The following is a 20,797-nucleotide window of genomic DNA, read 5'->3' on the forward strand; positions in this document are numbered from 1 at the left end:
GGCACGCCGGCTGTGGAGGACACCATGACGACGCCTGTCACGATCATCGGAGCAGGTCTGGGCGGCCTGACGCTGGCCCGGGTACTGCACGTGCACGGCATCCCGGCCACGGTCTACGAGGCCGAGCCCGCACCGGACTCCCGCCGCCAGGGCGGCCTGCTCGACCTGCACCCCGGCAGCGGGCAGGCCGCTGTGGAAACGGCCGGGCTGACCGAGGAGTACCGGAAGCTGATCCTCCCGGGCCGTGAGGCGTACCGGGTCATGGATCACGCGGGGAACGTGCTGCTCGATCTGCCTGACGAGGGAACCGGCGAACGCCCGGAGGCACCGCGCGGCGAGCTGCGGCAGATGCTCCTGGACTCCCTGCCCGCCGGCACGGTCCGTTGGGGCCGCAAGGTCACGGCCGTGCGGGCGTTGGGCGACGGCCGCCACCAGGTCGACTTCGCCGGCGGCACCGCCACTGTCGCAGACCTGCTCATCGGTGCCGACGGAGCCTGGTCGCGGGTACGACCGCTGCTTTCGACGGCCGCTCCTGAGTATTTCGGCGTCTGCGGCGTGGAGACGTTCCTCTTCGAGGCGGATGCCCTCCACCGCGCTTCCGCCGAGGCGGTCGGAGCCGGCTCGCTGTTCGCGCTCGCACCGGGCAGGGGACTGCTGGCCCACCGTGAAGGCGGCGGAACCCTGCACGCGTACGCGCAGCTGAAGGTGCGGCAGGAGTGGTTCGGTGACGTCGATGCCACTGACACCACCGACGCCACCAATGCCACCGCCGCCGCAGCCCTCACGGCGCGGGTTGCCAAGGAGTTCGACGGGTGGGCTCCCGCACTCACCGCCCTGATCACCGACAGCGACACACCGCCGGTGCTGCGCCCCATCTTCACCCTGCCGGCCGGGCACCGCTGGGACCGCGCGCCCGGGGTGACCCTGCTCGGCGATGCCGCCCACCTGCGGGCACCGAACGGCGAAGGCGCCAACCTGGCCATGCTGGACGGAGCCGAACTCGGCCGCGCCCTCGCCGCGCACCCCGGCGATGCGGAGGCCGCGCTCGCCGCACACGAACAAGCCATGTTCGCCCGGGCCGCCGCTGTGGAAGCGCACGACGACGGGTTCTACACGATCATGATCGACGACCAGGCCCCGCACAGCGTGCTCGCCCTGATGACCGGAAGCGAACCAGACATGTGATCGGCAGTCGTGCGCCTACGACGACGCCGCGTCAAGCTCTCGCCGGCCTCCAGCACGCTTCATCGTCCGGTCGGGGCATGAGTCCGCATCGTCCAAGCGCTCCACAGCATCGCGTACCGGCCCGCGCGGGCCACCAGTTCCTCGTGAGTGCCTTCCTCGATGACCCGGCCCTCCTCCAGGACGACGACGCGGTCGCACGCGCGAGCCTGCGAAAGCCGGTGCGCGACCACGAGCGCCGTACGTCCGCGCACGAGCGCGGTGGCCGCCGCCTCCAGCTCGCCGGCGTGCGCGCTGCCGGCCTCGGCGCTGGCTTCGTCCAGGATCACCGCCGGCGGGTCGGCCAGCACGATGCGGGCCAGTGCGAGCTGCTGGGCCTGGGCGGCATCCAGCTGCAGGCCGTCGGGGCCGACCCGGGTGTCAAGACCATCCGGGAGGGCGGCGGCCCAGCGGGCACCGACGGCGGCCAGGGCCGCGCTGATCCGTTGGTCGTCGGCGTCGGGCACGGCCAGCGTCACGTCCTCGCGCAGGGTTCCGGCGAAGACATGCGTGTCCTGCGAGGCCATGCCGATCCAGCGGGAGCGGCCGGCTTCGCCGAGGTCGGCGCACGGTAGGGCCCCGTCCGCGTCGCGCAGCACGGTCGTGCCGGCTGTCTGCGGCAGCAGGCCGGCGACGATCGCGGCGAACGTGGACTTGCCCGCGCCGCTGGCACCGACCACGGCGACCGATGTGCCGGCCGGCACGGTGAGGTCCAGGGGCCCCAGGACGTCGGTCTCGCCGTCGTAGCTGTGGCGCACGCCGCGCACCTCGATCGCGACGGCGCCCGAAGGCGCGCGCACGGGCGCCGGCTGCTTCGCCGGCATCACGGCGACGCCGACCACGCGGGCCATCGCGGCGCCGGCCCGCTGGACGTCGTCGAAGGAGCCCAGCAGGGTGCCGAGCGGGTCGAACAGCCGGTGGAAGAGCAGCGCCGCGGCGGCCACGGCGCCGACGGCGATCGCGTGGTCGTGCACCAGCAGGGAGCCGGTGAGCAGGATCGCCGACAGGCCCAGGGCCTCGGCGCCGTTCATCGTCTTGGTGAGCCACAGCGACAGACGCAGAGCACTGATTCCAGCCTCGGTGGCGTGGGCGCAGGCGCCGGCGACGCGGCCGGATTGCAGCGGGGCCATGGTGAAGGCCTCGACGGTCGCGGTTCCGTGCAGCGACTCCAGGATCGTCTGCGTGCGAGCGGCGGCGGCGCGGCGTTCGGCGGCGTAGCGCACACCGGCCTTCGGCAGGTAGCCGCGCAGGCTGATCGCGTAGACCGGGAAGACGATGGCGAAGGTGGCCGCCAGGCGCCAGTCCAGCGAGCTGAAGCCGACCAGTGCCACGGCGACGGTCACCGCGGCGGCGAAGACCTCGGCCAGCAGCGGTGCCGCCTCGGAGAAGATCTCCATGTCCTCGGTCACCCGCGAGGTGACGTCCCCGCTTCCGGCGCCGTGCACGACGGTCGGGTCCAGGGCCAGGACCCGGTCCACGATCTGCTCGCGCAGCACGGCGGTGATCCGCGCGGCGAGCGCGACGATCGCCCGCTGAGCCAGCGCGCTCAGGACCGCCGCGCCGACCGTGACCACGGCGAGCAGGGCGACCAGCGGTATCACCTGGTCGCGGTGCCGGCTGCCGACCGCGTCGACCAGCGCGCCGAGGATCAGCGGCGCGCACACGGTCGCCGTCGCGGCGCTGACGGTCCACGCCGCGGTCGCCGCGCAGTCGCGCGGATGGCGTCGCGCCAGACGCACCATCGTGGCCAGGGTCCGCCGCCCGCCGGCCACCGGCAGTGCCCTCATCGCACCACTCACCGCAGCACTCATCGCAGTACTCACCGAAGCACCGCCGCGGCGTAGCCCGGCTCGGCCATGAGCTCGGCGTGGGTGGCGTCCAGCACGGTGCCTTCGGCGTCGATGAACAGCACGTGGTCGCATCGGGAGAGCAGGGGAGGGGAGGTGGTGATGACCAGGGTCGCCCCGCCGTGGGCCCGGCGGGCGGCGGTCAGGCCGGCGGCCACTTGGTCCTCGGTCACCGCGTCCAGGGCTGTGAGCGGGTCGCTGAGCACCAGGACGGCGGGCTCCGCGGCCAGGGCGCGGGCCAGGGCGACCCGCTGACGCTGACCGCCGGAGAGGTTGGTGCCGGCCTCGCTCAGCTGCTCCGGCAGCCCTGTCGCACTCGCGGCGGTCAGCGCGGTTCGCAGCTGTGCCGCATCGGTGCCGCGTCCGGTATTCAGGGCCTCCGTCAGAGTGGGACCGAGCAGGTGGATCTCGTGCGGGACCACGAGGAGGTGGGAACGCAGCTCGTACGGGGCGACAGCGTGCAACGGCGTGTCGCCCCAGCATGCGGTGCCGGCGGCCGGTGCCGACTGTCCGGTCAGGATCGCCAGAAGCGCCGTGGCCGCCGCCGGATCCAGGGCCACCATGCCCAGGACCGTGCCGGGATCGAGGCGTAGTGTCAGGGCCCGGATCGGGCCGGCCGACATCTGGCTGAGGATAACAGGCCCCAGAGGTGATTCATCCGGGCCGGGTCGGGCGTCCGGTTCGGTACGGTCGCCGCTGCCGGAGACGGATCCGAGCAGCGGAGCGATGCGAGCCGCGCTCGCCCGGGCGGCGGTGAGCTGCTGGACCCCGAAGGCGACCCTGCTGACCGGATCGCCGACGAAGGACGCCATCGCCACCACGGTCACGAACTGCCCGACGTCGATCCGTCCGGCGAAGGCCATCCACCCCGCCGCCGCGGCGATCGCCACCGTCACACCCGCCGTCGCGACCAGGCCGACCCCCGCGACCACCGCGTTCGCCGACGCCGCGGCCAGGTCGGCGTCCAGGCACCGCGCGGTGGCAGCCCGGTAGCGGCGCAGCGCCTCGCCGGTCCCGCCGAAGGCCCGCAGGGGAGCCAGGGCCCGAACCAGCTCCGCGGCCAGCGCCGCCGCCAGCCCGGCGGCCTGCGAACGCTCGCGCAGCCGCGCCTCCAACCGGGGGCTGATCGCCTCGATGCCGAGGATCAGCGGCGGCACCGTCACCAGCGTGCCCAGGCCCAGCCAGGGGTCGATGTCCAGCAGGACCAGCGCGGTGACGGCCAGGCCCACGGCCCCGGACAGCACGTTCGAGCGGGCGCGCGCGGCCTGCGCGGTCGCGGTGGCGTCGGAGGTGAGGACCGAGGCCCACTCCCCGGCGGTGCGTCCGGCCCCGGCCGAGCGGTCGGCCAGCAGGCGGGCCGTGGCATCGGTCCGCAGCCGGTGTGCCTCCCGCAACACGCTGCTGGCGTTGAGGTAGAACGCGATTCCCCCGCCGGCCGCCAGTACGGCGAACAGCCCGAGGACGCCCGCGACGGCCGACACGGTGTCGGACAGGTGCCCGCCGGCCACCGCGTCCTGAACGGCCAGGCCGATGGCCAGCGGTACCAGGGCCTCACAGGCCTGGTGGACGCAGGAAGCCGCGGCCGCGATCGTCAAAGACCGTGCCTGCCTTCGCAGCACGGTGCGCAGGACGTCGCGCGGCAGCGGAATGCCGGCGGCGTGCGCGGATATGGACTCTGTCATAGTGGCGCCCTTTCTCAGCGGAACGGCGCCACGGTATGCACCCTCGGCTCAAGGGCTCCATGGATTCGGCGTCACCGAATCATGCGGCCGGCGGCGGTGTGCCGGCCGCCTGGAACAGGGCGAGCAGCACCTCTCCGGCGGGCTCCAGCTCGTAGAAGACCTGCCGACCCGATCGCGTCCGCCGAGCGACTCCGGACTCCACGAGCGCCGCCAACTGTTCCGAGACGGTGCTGGGAGCCAATGCCAGCCGCGTGGCCAGCGCACTCGTGGTCATGGGGGCCTCCAGCGCCCGCAGCACCGCGGCGCGCCGTGACCCGACCAGGGGGACCAGCCGATCCGGCTCGGCGCCGGCCGGCGCCGCCGCGCCCCCGGCCAGCAGCGCCGCACCCCGCGCCTGGTAGCTCACCCGCACGATGCGCGAATGATCGGTGGAGCAGGAGACCCGCTCCTGCGCGAAGACCAGCGGCACCAGCACCAGGCGCTGGTCGACGGTGTCGATCTTCGAAACCTTCCGCTTCGGCAGCGAGAGCACCGGCTCCTCCCACACGGTGCGTCCGCCCAGGCCCGCGATCACGGACTCGGGGCCGTAGGACGCCAGCGAGCGGGCCCGCAGCAGCACCTCCTCGTCCAGGGCGGCGCGCATCCTGGGCCACACCGGTTCCAACGTCAGGCGCCAGAACCGGTCGAGCGCGTCGGCGAGTGCGCCGAGGGCCGAGACGTGATCGTCGTGTAAGGGGCGCAGCGGCTCGGGCAGGTTGCGCGGGTCCGGTGGGAAGTGGCGGGCGAACTGCTCGCCGACCACCGTCGCCGGCGTGCGCCGCAGCGCTTCGAGTTCGTCGGCCAGTTCGGCGCGCGGCGTCTCGGGCACCGGCTCGAAGAAGTCCGGCGTCGGCCCGTGTTTCTGCCACTCCTGCAACAGGCCGTACACCCCCAACGGCGCCAGCCCTTCCTCCGTCTGCAACACCCTCCACGCCTGCTCCGACCAAGCGGTGTAAGGCCACGGGGCGCGCGGCCCGCTCCGCTGGACCATCTGCAGCGCGGAGACCGCCTCGGCCAGCGGGCTGGTCGCGATCCGGGTGCGCGCCAGCGTCGCCGGATCCAGGTGAATGCGGATCATGGAACCAATGATGTCCCTTTGAAGAGATCACGCCGGCATCGGCAACAGCATGACCGGAACAGTCGTGGGCTGAGTCGATCCGCCGGACGGCTCGACGGTGAGCCCGATGGTCTGCGCGTCGCCCAGACCGTGGGCCAGGACCGCCCCGTGCGTGCCGTCCGCTCCCGGGGCCAGCAGGCCGCCGGAGCGGGTGCCGGACGGTCCCATCATCCACAGCTGATAGGCCTGGCCGGGCGAGAGCTTGGCGAGTCCGGTGATGGTGATCGCGGCCTCGTCGTGGGAGCGCGACACCAGGACCGTGCCGGTTCCGCCGGTACGTACGGCCACGCTGTCGCTGCGGGCGTCCGGGGCGGACAGCAGCGCGGAGATCGCGGTGGCGTGCTGGTTGGCCTGGTCGACGTGGTGCTGCTGGTCGCCCACCTGGACGCCGAGCACCGCGGCGGCCGCGGCCAGACCGGTGGCCAGGCCCCAGCCGGCGACGGTGAACCAGCGCCGCCGCGGCCGGGCGATGGTGTGCGGCACCGGGACGTGGGCGATGATCGGCGGGATCTGCCGGGTGGTCGCGATCCGGGCGTCGACCGCGCTCTTCAGCCGGGCCGGCGGGGGCTCGGCGGCGGCCCAGGCCAGCAGCGCCGTGGTCTCCAGCAACTCGGCCACTTCCGCGGTGCAGACCGGGCACTGGGCCAGGTGGCGCTCGAAGGCGGCGCGTTCGGCCGGTTCCAGCGCGTGGCACACGTAGGCGCCGGTCAGCGAGTGGACGTCGGGATTCATCGTGCTCATGCCGCCACCCCCAGGCAGTCGCGGAGCCGGGCCAGACCGTCGCGCAGGCGGGTCTTCACAGTGCCCAGCGGAGTGTTCAACAGGTGCGCGACCTGCGCGTAGGTGTAGCCCCCGTAGTAGGCCAGCGTGACGGACTGACGCTGCAACTCCGTCAGCGCCTCCAGGCAGTGGCGGACCCGCTGACGGTCCAGCTGCGCCTCGACGGTCTCGACGACCTCGTCGAACGGGATCTCGACCATGAGCGCGGCGGCCCGGGTGTCACGCCGGGCGGCGGCGTCGGCGGACCGGACCCGGTCCACGGCCCGGGCGTGCGCCATGGTCAGGGCCCAGGCGCGCGCCGACCCGCGAGCGGGGTCGAAGCGGCTGGCGGTGCGCCAGATCTCGACCAGCACCTCCTGCGCGACCTCCTCGGCCTGCGCCGGATCGCGCACGACCCGGCGGGCCATGCCCAGGATGGGCCCGGCCAGCTGCCGGTAGACCTCGTCGAAGGCCTCGCGGTCCCCGAGGGCGACCTGATGCAGGTGCGACTCCAGCGTCGCCTGCGCCTCGGCGTCCTTGGAACTGGTACGTCCAAGCATCGGCTGTCGTCTCCAGTCCTCGACGCCGTCTGCGGTGTGCAGTCGCGCCGGCTCTCCCGAATGTCGCCTCACAGTCGTTATTCGGCGCCGAGGGCTTCTTGGATTGCCGGTGAGCGCATGTCGGAAGTCAGATGAATTGGTGACCAATCCGACCAATCCGGTATCGCGATCTGCGGCGCGATCGGCGTCTCGGTCGCGCTCATCGTGTTCATCGCCCAGAACTCCCAACCGGTTCAAGTGAGCTTCCTGGGCTGGCACGGCCGCTTCCCCCGCGCGGTGGCCCTGCTGGCGTCCGCCGCCTCGGCCGGCGTGACGGCCGCCGGGATCGGGAGCGCCAGGATCGTGCGGTTGCGCCGTGCCGCGGTGATCGAGCCGATGACTCCCGACCTGGGCCACGGCCGCGTGAACGACACCGTGGAGATCCCCGCTGTCGAGGCGATGAGTGTCGGCGAGGTCAATCAGAACGTAGCCAGGCTGGCCGAATGAATGGCGAGGACTTCGCAAAACTCGAAGACGCACTCGCGGCCGGGCTTCAGGCTGCTGCGGCTGCCGTGGTAGATCATGGTGGTTTCGGAAGCCGGGCGCCGGCGATGGTCGCGATCGCGGCCCGCGTGGAATCTCGCAGATGGCGGGGCGGAATCTCGCCCCTGGACGATGGCCGAATACCAGCGTCCATGTGCCGATGCGCGAATGTAGGATCGCGTGCGGTCCAATCGGGGACCGCATACCCGGGGAGGGGCGCGAATGCGCGCGCAACGTCTGTCTGCAATCGCGGTGGGGACGCTCACCGCTCTGGCACCTTCGGTGTTGCCGGCCATGGCCGCCACGTCGAAGGCGTCCGCGGGCGATCCGCCGGCGACCGAGGTCGCCGTGGAGTCCTCGCCCACGGACTACCCGGTGGTGAACTGGACCGGACTGGCCGTGCCGCCGGGCCAGGCGGTGGCCGTGAACGGCGTGCAGAACGCTTCGACGTCCGAGGTCACCGCGAATGTCAGTGGTCTGCCGGGCGGCGGGACGTTCTCCGTGATGTTCGAGAGCGCCGAGAACGGTGCGCCGCTCGCGGCCGGTACGACGTACAACAACGCCACTTACGCCGGCGGGCCTGGTCCGGTGCTGGAACTCGACGGCGGTGCCGAGTACCAGACGGGGAGTTTCACCATCGACCAGCTGGCCTGGAGCGGCGGGGCTGTGACGCAGTTCGAGGCCCATTTCCGTGCGGTCGGCTTCACCGGTCAGACAGTCCAGGGTCTGGTGCGGTACAACGCAACCGGCCCCGCACCGGCCGGCGCGCCGACCGGCCTGCCGCCGGCGGCCCCGTCCGGCAGCATCGCACCGATCACGTTCCGGCGTGGCCAGGCGATCATCTCCAATCCGGGAAGCGGTGTCGGCGGTACCCAGATCGCGACTGTTCCGCTTCCGGCTTCGGGGATCGTTCCGCCGGCGTCCGTGGGGGCCGGCGACACCGGCCGCACCGCGTGGACGCCGCTGGGAACCCGGCTGTTGTCGACATCGGGTCCGGACATATCGAGCGTTCGTCGTGACGGCTCGGGCCGGCAGCCGGTCTCGGGCGAGTCGGCGGCGGGTGCCAGCTTGTTCAGCGAGCCCGCGGTGAGTCCGGACGGCTCGTTCATGGTGGCGTTCACCCCCGACACCGGTCTGGTGTCCTTCGCGACCGACGGCTCGCAGGCCGGGCACGGCTACACCCTCCCGCTGGGACCGGCGTCGACCAGCGACGTCAATTGCCAGGGTGACGAGTTCCCGAGCATCGCACCGAATTACAACATCATCCTCCAGTGCGACAAGGTGACCGGTCCGCCGGACACCTACCGGTTCGCCAACGGCACCACGACGCTTCTGATCGCGAACGCCGGGCAGGCCGCGTACTCCCCGGACGGCACGAAGATCGTCTTCGTCCGGAACGACGCCAACGGCATCCCGCAGCTGTTCAGCGTCGGCGCCGACGGCAGGACCGGACTGACCCAGATCACCCAGGACCGGAACGGCGCGACCAAGCCGGCGTGGTCGCCCGACGGCAGGTACCTCGCTTATGAGAACCCTGTCTTCAACGAGATCGTCGAGATCCCGGCCGGCGGCGGTGCCGCGGTGGGAAGCATCCCCGACGCCGACGACCCCACCTGGACCGCACCGCCGGCGACCACCCACGTCGTGCGCGAGTGGGGGCCCGACCGGCACGGGACCGCGATCGCGGCGTCCCAGCTGAACTTCGCCAACCACGGCGACACCTCCGACCCGAAGCGCACCCAGGCCGGCGCGGTCGTGCTGGCCCGCGACGACAACTTCGCCGACGCGCTCGGCGGCTCGGCGCTGGCCGTCCACGAGAACGCACCGCTGCTGGTCACCCCGACCGGGTCGCTCAATGCCGGCGTCGCGGCGGAGATCAGCCGGGTTCTGGCGCCCGGCGGCAAGGTCTACCTGCTCGGCGGCACGGCGGCGCTGTCCCCTGCGGTCGCCCAGGCGCTGGCGGCGAAGCACTTCCAGGTCGAGCGACTGGCCGGCAGCACCCGGTACGCCACCGCGGTGGCGATCGCGCGCGTCGTCGATCCGCACCCGCGCACGGTCATCGTCGCGACCGGGGCGGACTACCCCGACGCGCTGTCGGCGGGGGCCACGGGCCTGCCCGTGCTGCTGACCGAGGGCGCGACGATGCCCGCCGACACCGCGAAGTACCTCAATGGCCTGAACCCCAACCCGGGCTCGGGCGGTACCCAGCTCATCACCGTGGGCGGCCCGGGGGACAAGGCTCTGGTCTCCGGCTACCAGAACCACGAGATGCCGAGCTGGCCCAACCAGATCAGCCGCCTGCCGCTGGCCGGCAGCACCCGGTACGCCACGTCCCTGATGGTCGCCCAGGCCTTCTTCAGCGGCGAGACCGACGCCGCGGTCGCCACCGGCCTGAGCTGGCCCGACGCCCTGTCCGGCGGCGCGATGGTGGGCCACCGCGGCGGCCCGCTCCTGCTCACGAACCCCTCCGGCATGAGCCCGGCCCTGCTGAACTACCTCAGCGGTGAGTCGTCGAGCCTCTACGCGCTGCACCTGCTCGGCGGACCGGCCGCGCTGCCGAATGCCATCGCCCTGCAGGGGGCCGGAGTGATCGGCGTTCCCGGTCACGTCTCCATCGACTCGCTGGAGCCCGGTGGCGTCGTGCCCTTGTCGGTGCGCCTTGCGGCGGAGCCCCAGAAGGCCGCGGCCGCCAAGCGGCCGTCCGGGTCGACGGCGGGCGGGCGGCCGCAGGCGGTTCAGCAGTAGCCCGGAAGTCAGAACGCTGTCAGGTGCCCGGACCCCCCCGGGCACCTGACTGGCGTGCCGACCCGAAGCGCTTGACTCTGTCAGCATCCTGACTGCGTCATTATGCTTCACCGCATGTCGACGGAGCTGCAGCAGATCGCTGATGAGGCGGCTCGGTTGTTCGACGCCGCGGTGACGATGGAGGATCGGGACTTCAACCTCATCGCGCACGGGGCGCAGCGGGCTGATATCGATCCGGTGCGGGAGGCGTCGATCCTGTCGCGGCGGTCCACCTCTGAAGTGCGGGCGTGGTTCGAGCAGTTCGGGATCGCCACCAGTGATGAGCCGTTGCGGACTCCGGCCGATGACGTCAACGGGGTGCGGTCGCGGTTGTGTGTGCCGGCGCGGTGGCGAGGGGTCACGTACGGCTATATCTGGGTGCTCGATGAGACGCGGGCGTTGGAGGATCCGGTCGTGGTCCGGGCCGTCGCGCTGGCTGAGCATGCGGCGGTGTGTTTGGCGCGGCAGAGCCGGCAGCGGCGCAGCGAGGCGGCGGTGGTCGACGATCTGCTGGCCGCCGATCGGGAGAGTAGTTCGGCCGCTGCCGATCGGCTCCGGGACAGCGGGTTCCTGGCGCGGGGCGATGCGGTGGTCGCGGTGGTCGCGGGGGTGTGGCGGGGCGGTGCGCCGCGGGAGGTGGCGATCGATCCCTGGCAGCCGCCGGGGCCGGTGCTGCGGTCGGCCAGTGGCGGGCAGACCGTTCTCCTGGTGCCGGTGCGGCGCGGTGACGATCTGGGCTCGGCGCGGGAGATCGCGGCGCTGCTCCTGGCCCGCTACGCGCAGCTCCTCGCGGCGGAGTGGCGGCCGGCGTTGGCTGCCGGAATCGGGGCCCCGCGCACTGATCTGCTCGATGCGCGCGCCAGTTGGCAGGAGGCACGCGTGGCCGCGCGAGTGGCCGCGACGGTTCCGGACGCCGGGCCGATCGCCGAGTGGGACGCGCTCGGCGTCTACCGGTTGCTGGCCGCCGACACGCGCGTCGATCTGGCCGCGCTGGTCATCGACGACGCGGTGCGCCGCCTGATCGAGCATCCGGATACCGAGCTGCGGCACACGGTTCAGGTCTATTTCGATCACGCCGGCAACGCGCAGCTCGCCGCCCGCGCGCTGCACATCCACCGGCAGACGCTTTACTACCGGATCGCCAAAGCAGAACAGGTGACGGGCATCGACCTGCGGACCGGCCACGGACGGCTGCGGTTGCAGCTCGCGCTGACGATGGCTCCGCTGCTGGAGCACTGACGCTGCGATTGCCGGCTGAAGAGCCGCCGGCGGGCATGACCGGTGATGCGGCGTTCGCCGGGCGTTTGAGCAGCTGTCGAATCAGAGTCCGTATTTTGCCGCCATCTGTCTATACCGCGAACGCCCCGCGCTGCGCACACTTATCACAGAGTCAATGGTCTGCGAGATATGCCGCAGACCAGCCGTGCGCGGGCCGATGTCCGGTGCCCGCCGCGGTGCGCCACCCTCGTCCGCGGTCGTGATGCGATCCGCCGCGCTCTCGTCCGCCACACCGTGATTGGAAGGCGAAATGCGAGTCTCCATCAGATCCCCACGGTCCCGCGGCGCACTCCTCGCCGCCTGCGTGGTCGCCGTCGTCGGCGCCGCGACCGTCGTGCCGGGTCCCGCGTACGCCCGACCGTCGGACACCGCCGGCACCGCCCGCACCGCGCCGGTGTCCGCGACCGCGCCGCTAAGCGGGAACAAGGTCGCCGGGGCGGTGTACGGAACCACTGCCGTACAGCGCGCGGGCACTGCCGCGTCCGGTTTCCGCAGCACCCACCAGGACATCGTCGCGTCGGCCCAGCACGCCGATGCCAACGTCGGCACCGGCGCTGACACCGGCGCCGCAGCGCCGCAGGCTTCGCAGCTCCACGACTGGTGGGGCACGTTCCCCAACACCAACAGCGGTCCCGGCGGCATGGCGACGCAGAGCGTTGATCCCAACCTGCGGTTGTCGAACTCCGCCGACGTGCTCTACGCGCCGACGATGACGCCGGCCAACAACTCGTGCATCGAGGTCGTCACCGTGCACACCACCACGACGCCGCAGGTCTGGGCGTGGGACTGGTGCAACTCGATCGCGCCCGGCGCCGAGGTCGACGTCGACAGCAGCTTCCTGAGCAACTACACCACGACGGTCAACGGCCGGATCGCGTACACGCAGAAGAACGTCCAGACCAACAAGTCCACCAACACCTGGACCGCGTACCTGTACAACGTGCGCACCGGAGCCTGGGACACCCTGTTCACCAGCAGCGGCACGGACCAGAGCGGCCTGTCCTACGGCTGGGACATGTTCGAGTTCTACTCCAGCACCAACCCCAGCACCGGCAACACCTACGTCTGCGGCGACCTGGCCAAGGCCAAGGAGACCATCGAGAGCAGCAACGTCCAGGTCGACACCGCCTCCGGCTGGGCGCCGTCGGGGCCCGGCAACTCCACCTGGCAGCCCTCGGCCAGCCCGAACCCGTCGTCCTACAAGTGCCCGAAGATGGTCTTCCACATCGTGACCAACAACAGCGACTGGACGGTATACGACTCCTGATCCACCGCTCCTGATCCACCGCGACCCGGGTCCAGCCGTGCCGGGCGGGACCGCTCCCGCCCGGCACGGTGAATCAGGTCCCGTAGACCGGGAACTCCCAGAGCGAGTAGCCGTACCCGGTGGCGCGGGTGGTGCCGAGCATGCGGACGTAGCGCCCGCTTCCGGACACGGCCAGATTCTGGACGCCGCCCGTACCGCTGGTCGTGGAGTAGACGGTGGTCCAGGTGGTGCCGTCGTTCGAGGTCTGGATCTTGAAGGCCGTCGCGAAGGCCGTCTCCCAGTTCAGATCGACGGCGGTGAGGGTGTGCGTGGCGCCGAGGTCGACCTGGAGCCATTGCGGATCGCTCGGCGCACTCGACCAGCGGGTCGTGGGGTCGCCGTCGGTGGCGGCGGCAGCCGGATACATCGTGCTCTGGATGGACGAAGCCGTGGTCGGGCGTCCCTGGGAAAGCAGGGTCGGTCCGCTGGAGGTCGGGGTGCCCTGGACGGAGAACCCCCATAGCGAGTAGCCGTAACCGGTGCCTCGGGCGGTGCCGTACATGCGGATGTATCTGCCCGTGCCGGTGATCGCGAGGTCATCGGTACCGCCCGCGCCGGTGGTGGTCGAATAGACGGTGGTCCAGTTCGTGCCGTCCGGTGAGGTCTGGATCTGATACGCCTTGGCATAGGCGGCTTCCCAGTTCAGCGTCGCGTGCGTGATGGCGTAGGACTGGCCCAGGTCGACCTGGAGCCACTGCGGATCGCTGTAGGCGCTGGACCAGCGCGTGCCGGGGTCGCCGTCGGTGGCGAAAGCCGCCGGGAAGTTCGCGTTCTCGGTGGACGAGGCGGTGGTCGCTTTGCCCTGGGCTATATCGACCCCTGATCCGGTCGGGGTGAAGTTCAGGGTCTGCTCGGCCTCGGTGCGGGTCCCGCCGACGGCGTTGCCGGTGGCGTTCGTCCAGTTCCGCAGCGGGGTCGTCTCGGCGAGCCGGGACGTGTCCGAGGACATGGCCAGCATGAGTCCGCTGTACCGGTTGACGAGGCGGAAGGTGCCGGCCGCGTTCTTGATGACGAACCACTCCTGCCCGACGGTTGCGCCGCCCGCCCCGAGCGCCGCGGCGGTCGGCTTCGTGCCCCACGCGCGGCCCGCGGTGGTGCTGGAGTCGACGCCCAGGGCCTGGCCGGTGCCGGCATTGGTGATGGCGAAGGAGCCGTCACCGAGGGCCTTGAACGACCACGACTGCAAGGCCGAACCGGTCGCGGCCGGCACCGAGGTCGTCGCCGAACCGCCGGACACCTGGGCCAGGACCCGTCCGGAGCCGCTGCCGATCAGGTAGGTCTTCGAGGTGTCGATCGGCGAGGCCGCGGGTGCGGTCGAGCCGATGGTGATCGTGGCCTCGGAGCCGAGGTTCATGCAGTTGGTGGAGCAGTACGAGCGGAACGTCTTGCCGATGATCGTGGAGCTCGTCTTGTTGACGTTGTCGAGGAACCACCGGTACCAGGACCCTGTGGCGTAGCTGCTGCCGGTGTCGCCGATGAGGTACCACTTCTGCGTCGCCAGGTCGTCGGTGACGTAGAACCGCTGGGGTGCTCCGGTGTCCTGGTCGTTGACCTCGGGCTCGCCGATGTACAGGCCCAGGTAGGCGTCGTAGGCGATGTTCATGGTGAGCAGGTCGGACTTGGGCGGCAGCGTCCCGGCGGCTATCTGCTGGTCCGTGGTGCCGGTGGTGGCCGGGTTGTAGTCGTTCGCCACAGGCGTGTAGCCGTTGGCGTTCGCGGACGTCACCGGGACCATGTTGCTTTCCAGGCCGCCGACCCCGGGCTGCGACCAGGCGCCGTCGTACCACTTCTGCCACGTCCCGGTCGCCAGCTTGCCGCTGATCGGCGCGCGGGCGACGTGCGCCAGGCTGTCGGTGTTTCCTCCGGCGCCGCCCTTGGGGACGATGCGCGAGGTGTAGTAGAGGTAGAAGTACCCTGATGCCGCGTCCACGTACAAGCGCGGGTCGCCGTCGCCGTAGTCGTAGGACTGGTTCGGGAAAGCGGTGGTGTCGCCGCGGGTGGTGCTGTACGGCGACGTGATCGCGTGGCCCGTGATCTTCCAGGTCTTGCCCTGGTCGCGGGAGACGGCCCAGTCGATCGAGTCGTAGTGCAGGCCGTCGCCGAAGGGCTGGCCGGTGAACTCGTTGTGCACCAGGCCGTACCAGTCGCCGGTGTCCGGGTCGACCCAGGTGCCGATCAGGTCGCAGTAGTCGTCCAGCGGGTACCCCGAGCTCGGGGTCGCGGTGAGGCCGGTGGGGCTGTTCTGGCAGCGCCAGACGGTGTTGGCGTTGCTGTCCTGGGGGTTGTTCGGGTCGACCGCGTTGCTGATGGCGGTGTTCTCCGTGGCGGTGTCCATCGTGGTGCCGCTGAAGAACTGCCAATAGTGGTCGGGCGTGGTCGCGGCGTCGTACTGGTTGTACGACTGCTGGAAGTAGAAGGTGCCGTCTTTGTCGATGTAAGGGCTGGCCGGCGAGTCGGTCTGGTAGGGGAAGCTGCCCGTGGAGTCGACGGTGACGCTGTAGGTGGCGCTCGGCGGGGTCGCGGAGGCGGTCGTGGCCGTCAGCGGGCTGACCGTGATCGCGGCGGTGGCGGCCAGGGCGGCGACGGCGGCGAGCGCTCTTCGGGGGCGTGATGCGGAAGCTGATGACGGGGGGATTCGGAACACGGTGAAGGGATCCTTCCGTGGCGCATGTGACACGGGACCTTTAGTTCGGCTATTGTTCTAACTAACTCGGACGACTGTCAATACACCGCTTCACCAGCCGTGGTATGACAGGAAGCGACGACGCGACCCCTTGGAGAGCCCCTTGCCCGCAGCGCCGAAAGACCCGGGCGCCCGCACCCGCGCCCCGGTCACGGACCGTTCCTCGATCCGCCCCGGCAACCTCGGGTCGATCCTGCGGCGCTTGCGGGACGACGGTCCGCGCTCCCGGACCGAGCTCGCGGCGGACACCGGTCTGCCGAAGGCGACCGTCTCCACCCTGGTGAACGAGCTGACGGACCTCGGCCTGGTCCGCGAGGGCGATCCGCGGCGCAGCGAGGGCGCGATCGGGCGTCCGCGTCTGGCGGTGGAACTGGACGGAAGCCGCGTCTGCGGAATCGGCGTCGAGATCAACGTCGACTATGTCGCCGCCATCGCCCTGGATCTGCGCGGCAGGACCGTCTTCGAGCGGCGCGCCGCCGCCGACGTTCCGGCGCTGGGTCCGGCCGGGACGGTCGCCATCGTCGCCGAGCTCACCACCGAGGCGGTCACCCGGACTCGCGCCGCGGGCATCCGCCCGGTCGGGATGACGATCGCGGCGCCCGGCGGCGTCGACGCGGCCGATGGATCGATCACGACCGCGGTGAACCTGGGCTGGCGCGACGCCCCGATCGTCGCCTCGCTGCGCGAACGGCTCGGCCCGCACACCCCGCTCCCGCCGATCGCCATCCGCAACGACGCCCACGTCGCGACGGTGGCGGAGTACGTGGCCGTGGCCGGCGACGGCGTGCGCGACCTGCTGTACGTGACCGGCGAGGTCGGCGTCGGCGGCGGCGTCTACAACGGCGGGCAGCCGTATCAGGGTTCTCGGGGTCGGGCCTGCGAATTCGGCCACATGCCGATCAATCCCGAACCCGTCCCCTGTCCCTGCGGCCGGGTCGGGTGCTGGGAGACGATGGTCGGCCTGGGAGCGTTCCTGGAACGCGCCACCGACTCCGGCGACGCCGTCCGGGACCCGCTGACCGACCGGGAGCGGCGGCTGGCCGAACTGCACAGCCGCGCCGAGGCCGGCGACGAGCGCACACTGACCGCGCTCCGCGAGGTCGCCGCCGGCCTGGGACGCGGCGTGGCACTGCTGGTCGACGCGTTCGACCCCGAGCTCGTCGTACTCGGGGGCTACTTCACCCAGTTCGCCGACTACTTGCTCGAACCGGTACAGCGAACGATCGACGAACGGGTCCTGGCTCCGTCCACGGGCCGCTGTGAGGTGCGGCCGTCCACGTACCGGTACACCTCGACGGTCCGCGGCGGAGCACAGTTCGCTCTGGAGCCGCTTTTTCAGGACCCTGTCGGGACTGTCGGGAGAAGCCCCGAGCTTTGATCGACCCGTCGGCTGCGCGGCCCCTGAGCCTGGTGCGTCAGCCCCCGAAGACCTTCACAGCCGGGTGTTCCGGATCGTAGGCGTCCCAGCCGGGGTCGCCGTCGCGGGCGAACGCGATCCACGCTCCGTGCATCGCCTCGGCGAGGCCGGCCGGTGCCGTGTCCGGGCCGAGCAGTCCGCTGTCGCCGTGCAGCCATGGCTTTTCGGCGAGGTCGAACACGTAAGGCAGCTCGCTTGCGTGCGCGGCCCCGAGTCGGCCGTCTAGAGCCGTCGAGCGCTGAGCGAACGAGTAGAGGTGTGTCTGGCGTCCCGAGATCCGGGCGTGGGCCTCGGCCATGCGCGTGGTACCGGTGCCGAACAGTGCTTCACCGAGAAGTGCCGAGCGCAGTTCACCGGGAGTCGCGTTCGGGCGCGCTGCCTTGATGTCAGCGACCGCCGCGTCGGGATCGGCGTATCCGGCTGCGGCGAGCGCGAGGACGTCGGCTTCGGTGGAGGTCTCCAGCTTGTCTTGGGGCACGAGGTACAGATTCCCCTCCTCGGTGTTGGCGCCGATGAGCACGGAGACCTCGGCGGCTGGTCCGTCGGCCAGCCCGTCGGCGGGCTGGAGCGGCAAGACCAGGCTGAACGGGCTCAACCCGAGCAGCGGGTCCCTGGCCGTGGCCGTGCGTAAATCGAGTCCGGTCAGCTCCGGCAGAATGCCGAGGAGGCGCTCGTCCGGGACCGCGGCGAACTGCTCAGCGGTCGCCCGGACGCCGAGCGCGTTCGCCGCCGCCGCGGTCACCCGCTCGGCCTGCTCGGGGGTGAAGGCGCCGGTGCCGCTGCCGCTTTGGACGATCGCGCGCCGGAACAGGCCCGCCGCCTCCGGTGTCGCGAGCAGTGCACCGGTGATCGTCGCGCCCGCCGACTGACCGAAGACGGTGATGTTGCCGGGGTCGCCCCCGAAGGCGGAGATGGTGTCGCGCACCCAGCGCAGCGCGGCGAGCACATCGAGCAGTCCGCGGTTGGCCGGGGCTCCGGCAAGGTCGAGGAATCCTGGAATGCCGAGCCGGTAGTTCACCGTCACCAGGATGACTCCGTCGCGGGCGAAGGCCGCGCCGTCGTACAGCGCGGCGCGGGTGGACCCGCTGACGAACCCGCCGCCGTGCACGAAGACCATGACCGGCCGCTTCTCGCCGTCCGCCGCGGGGGTGCGGATGTCGACGGTCAGGTACTCCTCACCCGGCACCCATCCCGGTCCGAAGTAGGGCGTCATGTCGAGACGGCCGAAGGTGCGGGCGGGCTGCGGTGCCGTCGGTGCGGGTTCAGTGGCGTTCCTGACTCCGGACCAGCCGGGGTGCGGTACCGGGGCGGCGAAGCGTCGAGCGCCTTGCGGTGCCATCGCATACGGGATGGCCCGGTACCACTCGCCGAATCGGTCGCGCAGGCCGCGGACGGTGCCGGCAGGCGTCTCGACGAGACGGTATGAGCGCTGGGAGCGCTGGGACATGGGAGCACTTCCTTTCGATCTCGGCGCTTCAGGCGATGCGGGAGAATCCGGCCCACTGCTTGATCGCGAACTTCGAGCCGTCCCTGTCGACCTCGGCCGCTCCGTGGCCGGCCAGGTGCGCGGGGAAGACAAGAGCGTTGCTCTCAGCGGCACGGCCGAGCAGCTTGTGCCTGGTCGCCCGCGCCTGGACCGGGTCCTCGCAGAAGCAGGAGTTCGTGTCCGGTTCCATGATTTGCAGGACGGTGTGCACCATGTCCCCGACGAAGAGCGCACGATCAGGACCCGACTCCAGCGTCAGGACCGATGAACCCGGGGTGTGGCCGGGCGCCGACTCCAGCCGCAGGTTCTTGTCGATCCGGTAGGAGCCGTCCCACAGCTCGGCCAGCCCGGCCTGATGCACAGGGGCGACACTGTCCTCGAACACGTTCTGGTTGCCGCGGCCCAGACGTGGTTCGTGGCCGTTGGCCGGGTTCCAGAAGTCGAAGTCCCGCCGCGGCATGAGGTAGGTGGCGTTCGGGAAGGTCGGCACCCACGTACGGCCGTCGAGGTAGGTGTTCCAGCCGACATGGTCGATGTGCAGGTGGGTGTTGACCACGATGTCGACGTCTTCGCGCCGGACGCCGACAGCCGCGAGGTTTTCGAGGTAGTCGGTGTCCAGCCGGCTCCAGACCGGCGCGTAGGGCCGGTCTTTGTGGTTGCCCACCCCTGTGTCGACGAGGATCGTGCGCCCTTCGCTGCGAAGCAGCCAGGACTGGAGGGCCGAGTTGCACTCGTTCGTCGCGGGGTCCCAGAAGTCCGGCGCCAGGACGGGATGGTGCCGTCCCCAAGCCTCGTCGGAGGCGTCCGGGAAGAACTCTGAAGGAGCCATCCCGACTGAGCCGTAGTACTCCTTGACACGGTCGACGGTGACATCGCCCAGGGTGATCTGTTCCATGGTCTTCCTTGGTGATCGGGAACGTGAGCAGGTACCCCGAGCTTGGGCGGTGTCACCCGGGCCGACCAGTCCCGCCATGTCCTACCCCTGTCAGGGAGTGGCTGCGTCCTTCGCCACGTTGCACACTGTGCGTATGGACGGACCCGGCCCACTGGGCGACTTCTTACAGGCGCGCCGGGCTCAGCTCCGACCGGAGGACATCGGGCTGCCCACCTTCGGGCCCCGCAGGGTGGCCGGACTGCGCCGAGAGGAGCTGGCGCAGCTGGCAGGCGTCAGCCCCTCCTACTACACCCGGCTCGAACAAGGACTGTCGCGCGGCGCCTCGCGGGAGGTGCTGGACGCCATCGGGCGGGCCCTGCAACTCGGCGACCACGAACGCGACCACCTCACCCGGCTCGCCGACTCCTCACGCCGCACAACCCGGATCCGCCGGCCCCGGCCGGAAAAGGTCGCCGAGGAGACCCGGGACCTGATGCGCACGATGGACGGTGTCCCGGCACTGCTCCTCGGCCGGCGCACAGACGTGCTCGCCTGGAACAGCCTGGGCCACGCACTCCTCGCCGGACACCTGGATCCCCTGGCTCCCCACAACCCAGTCCGCCGCCCGAACATGAGCCGGATGCTGTTCCTCGACCCACACTGCCGCGAGCTGTACCAGGACTGGAACCGCAAGGCGCGCGCCGTAGTGGGCAACCTGCGCACCATGGCGGGCCGGCACCCGGAGGACCTGCTGCTGGCAGAGCTGATCGGCGAGCTGACGATGAAGAGCCCGGACTTCGTCGCCCTGTGGCGGGACCACCGAGTGTCGCCCTGCGACGCAACGTCCTACGACCTGCACCACCCGACAATCGGACCCCTGACCGTGACCCAACAGTCGCTGGCCCTCATGCGCTCACCGGAGCAGGTCCTCGTGGTGTGCACGGCGCGCGCCGGTTCCTCGTCGGAGGCGGGTCTGGCGTTGCTTCGGCAGGCTTTGGATGCGAATGGGACAGTCCCAGTCCCAGTCCCGGTCGCAGTCCCGGTCGCACCCGAACCCGATGCCGAGTAGTCGCAGGATGATGCCGTCGGAGCGGAGTGCCTGCGGTTTGTTTGTGGGTTGACAGGCGCAGGCGTTTTTTGACGGCTGTGTGTCCTGAACGCGAAGGGGGCTCGTTGTAGGGGAGTTCTCTGGAGCGGTGCTGCTCGGACGATGAAGGTTTGG

At 71.1% G+C, this 20,797-nt stretch carries 16 protein-coding genes; 7 read left to right on the forward strand and 9 right to left on the reverse strand.

What is annotated here, in order from left to right; all coding sequences use genetic code 11:
- Positions 1 to 24 precede the first annotated feature (24 nt).
- Positions 25 to 1,185: an FAD-dependent oxidoreductase gene (locus ABIA35_RS45430; RefSeq protein ID WP_370362148.1), complete on the forward strand. Its 1,161-nt coding sequence runs from the start codon at positions 25 to 27 to the stop codon at positions 1,183 to 1,185.
- Positions 1,186 to 1,244: 59 nt separating this feature from the next.
- On the opposite strand, the gene ABIA35_RS45435 is transcribed toward ABIA35_RS45430, so the two are convergent.
- From ABIA35_RS45435 to ABIA35_RS45460, 6 genes are all read right to left on the reverse strand, one after another.
- Positions 1,245 to 3,008, reverse strand: a complete 1,764-nt coding sequence (locus ABIA35_RS45435; RefSeq protein WP_370362149.1) for an ABC transporter ATP-binding protein — start codon at positions 3,006 to 3,008, stop codon at positions 1,245 to 1,247.
- A gap of 32 nt (positions 3,009 to 3,040) precedes the next feature.
- Positions 3,041 to 4,750, reverse strand: coding sequence for an ABC transporter transmembrane domain-containing protein (locus ABIA35_RS45440; protein WP_370362150.1), 1,710 nt, complete (start codon positions 4,748 to 4,750; stop codon positions 3,041 to 3,043).
- Positions 4,751 to 4,829: 79 nt separating this feature from the next.
- Positions 4,830 to 5,867 (reverse strand): ArsR/SmtB family transcription factor, encoded by a 1,038-nt coding sequence (locus ABIA35_RS45445; RefSeq protein ID WP_370362151.1) that lies wholly within the window; start codon positions 5,865 to 5,867, stop codon positions 4,830 to 4,832.
- 27 nt (positions 5,868 to 5,894) lie between these two features.
- The gene (locus ABIA35_RS45450) at positions 5,895 to 6,647 is read right to left on the reverse strand and encodes an anti-sigma factor domain-containing protein (protein ID WP_370362152.1); all 753 of its coding nucleotides are present in this window, start codon (positions 6,645 to 6,647) and stop codon (positions 5,895 to 5,897) included.
- On the reverse strand, positions 6,644 to 7,225 hold the full coding sequence (sigK, locus tag ABIA35_RS45455) for an ECF RNA polymerase sigma factor SigK (RefSeq protein WP_370362153.1): 582 nt from the start codon (positions 7,223 to 7,225) through the stop codon (positions 6,644 to 6,646). The genes ABIA35_RS45450 and sigK overlap by 4 nt, the downstream gene beginning before the upstream one ends.
- Before the next feature lie 77 nt (positions 7,226 to 7,302).
- Positions 7,303 to 7,437, reverse strand: coding sequence for a hypothetical protein (locus ABIA35_RS45460; protein ID WP_370362154.1), 135 nt, complete (start codon positions 7,435 to 7,437; stop codon positions 7,303 to 7,305).
- Between ABIA35_RS45460 and ABIA35_RS45465 the strand changes: the two genes are divergently transcribed.
- The 4 genes from ABIA35_RS45465 (at position 7,430) to ABIA35_RS45480 (ending at position 13,076) form a co-directional block, all read left to right on the forward strand.
- Entirely contained in the window at positions 7,430 to 7,711 is a 282-nt protein-coding gene (locus ABIA35_RS45465) for a lipopolysaccharide assembly protein LapA domain-containing protein (RefSeq protein WP_370362155.1), read from the forward strand. The two genes, ABIA35_RS45460 and ABIA35_RS45465, sit on opposite strands and share 8 nt — an antisense overlap.
- 258 nt (positions 7,712 to 7,969) lie before the next feature.
- Positions 7,970 to 10,492: a cell wall-binding repeat-containing protein gene (locus ABIA35_RS45470; RefSeq protein ID WP_370362156.1), complete on the forward strand. Its 2,523-nt coding sequence runs from the start codon at positions 7,970 to 7,972 to the stop codon at positions 10,490 to 10,492.
- A 114-nt stretch (positions 10,493 to 10,606) separates the two neighbouring features.
- Positions 10,607 to 11,770: a PucR family transcriptional regulator gene (locus ABIA35_RS45475; RefSeq protein WP_370362157.1), complete on the forward strand. Its 1,164-nt coding sequence runs from the start codon at positions 10,607 to 10,609 to the stop codon at positions 11,768 to 11,770.
- 289 nt (positions 11,771 to 12,059) lie between these two features.
- The gene (locus ABIA35_RS45480) at positions 12,060 to 13,076 is read left to right on the forward strand and encodes a carbohydrate-binding protein (protein WP_370362158.1); all 1,017 of its coding nucleotides are present in this window, start codon (positions 12,060 to 12,062) and stop codon (positions 13,074 to 13,076) included.
- Positions 13,077 to 13,149: 73 nt separating this feature from the next.
- Here ABIA35_RS45480 and ABIA35_RS45485 read toward each other — a convergent pair whose 3' ends face one another.
- The gene (locus ABIA35_RS45485) at positions 13,150 to 15,750 is read right to left on the reverse strand and encodes a discoidin domain-containing protein (RefSeq protein WP_370362163.1); all 2,601 of its coding nucleotides are present in this window, start codon (positions 15,748 to 15,750) and stop codon (positions 13,150 to 13,152) included.
- 151 nt (positions 15,751 to 15,901) lie between these two features.
- Here ABIA35_RS45485 and ABIA35_RS45490 point away from each other — a divergent pair, with 151 nt between their 5' ends.
- Entirely contained in the window at positions 15,902 to 17,176 is a 1,275-nt protein-coding gene (locus ABIA35_RS45490) for an ROK family protein (RefSeq protein ID WP_370362159.1), read from the forward strand.
- A 37-nt stretch (positions 17,177 to 17,213) separates the two neighbouring features.
- Here ABIA35_RS45490 and ABIA35_RS45495 read toward each other — a convergent pair whose 3' ends face one another.
- Positions 17,214 to 18,662 (reverse strand): carboxylesterase/lipase family protein, encoded by a 1,449-nt coding sequence (locus ABIA35_RS45495; RefSeq protein WP_370362160.1) that lies wholly within the window; start codon positions 18,660 to 18,662, stop codon positions 17,214 to 17,216.
- 28 nt (positions 18,663 to 18,690) lie between these two features.
- Positions 18,691 to 19,596 (reverse strand): MBL fold metallo-hydrolase, encoded by a 906-nt coding sequence (locus ABIA35_RS45500; protein WP_370362161.1) that lies wholly within the window; start codon positions 19,594 to 19,596, stop codon positions 18,691 to 18,693.
- Positions 19,597 to 19,729: 133 nt separating this feature from the next.
- Between ABIA35_RS45500 and ABIA35_RS45505 the strand changes: the two genes are divergently transcribed.
- Positions 19,730 to 20,644 carry a helix-turn-helix transcriptional regulator gene (locus ABIA35_RS45505; RefSeq protein ID WP_370362162.1) on the forward strand — a complete coding sequence of 305 codons (915 nt, stop codon included), beginning with the start codon at positions 19,730 to 19,732 and terminating at the stop codon, positions 20,642 to 20,644.
- The last annotated feature ends 153 nt before the right edge of the window (positions 20,645 to 20,797 follow it).

This window comes from Catenulispora sp. MAP12-49 (genome assembly GCF_041262705.1).
GTDB lineage: Bacteria > Actinomycetota > Actinomycetes > Streptomycetales > Catenulisporaceae > Catenulispora.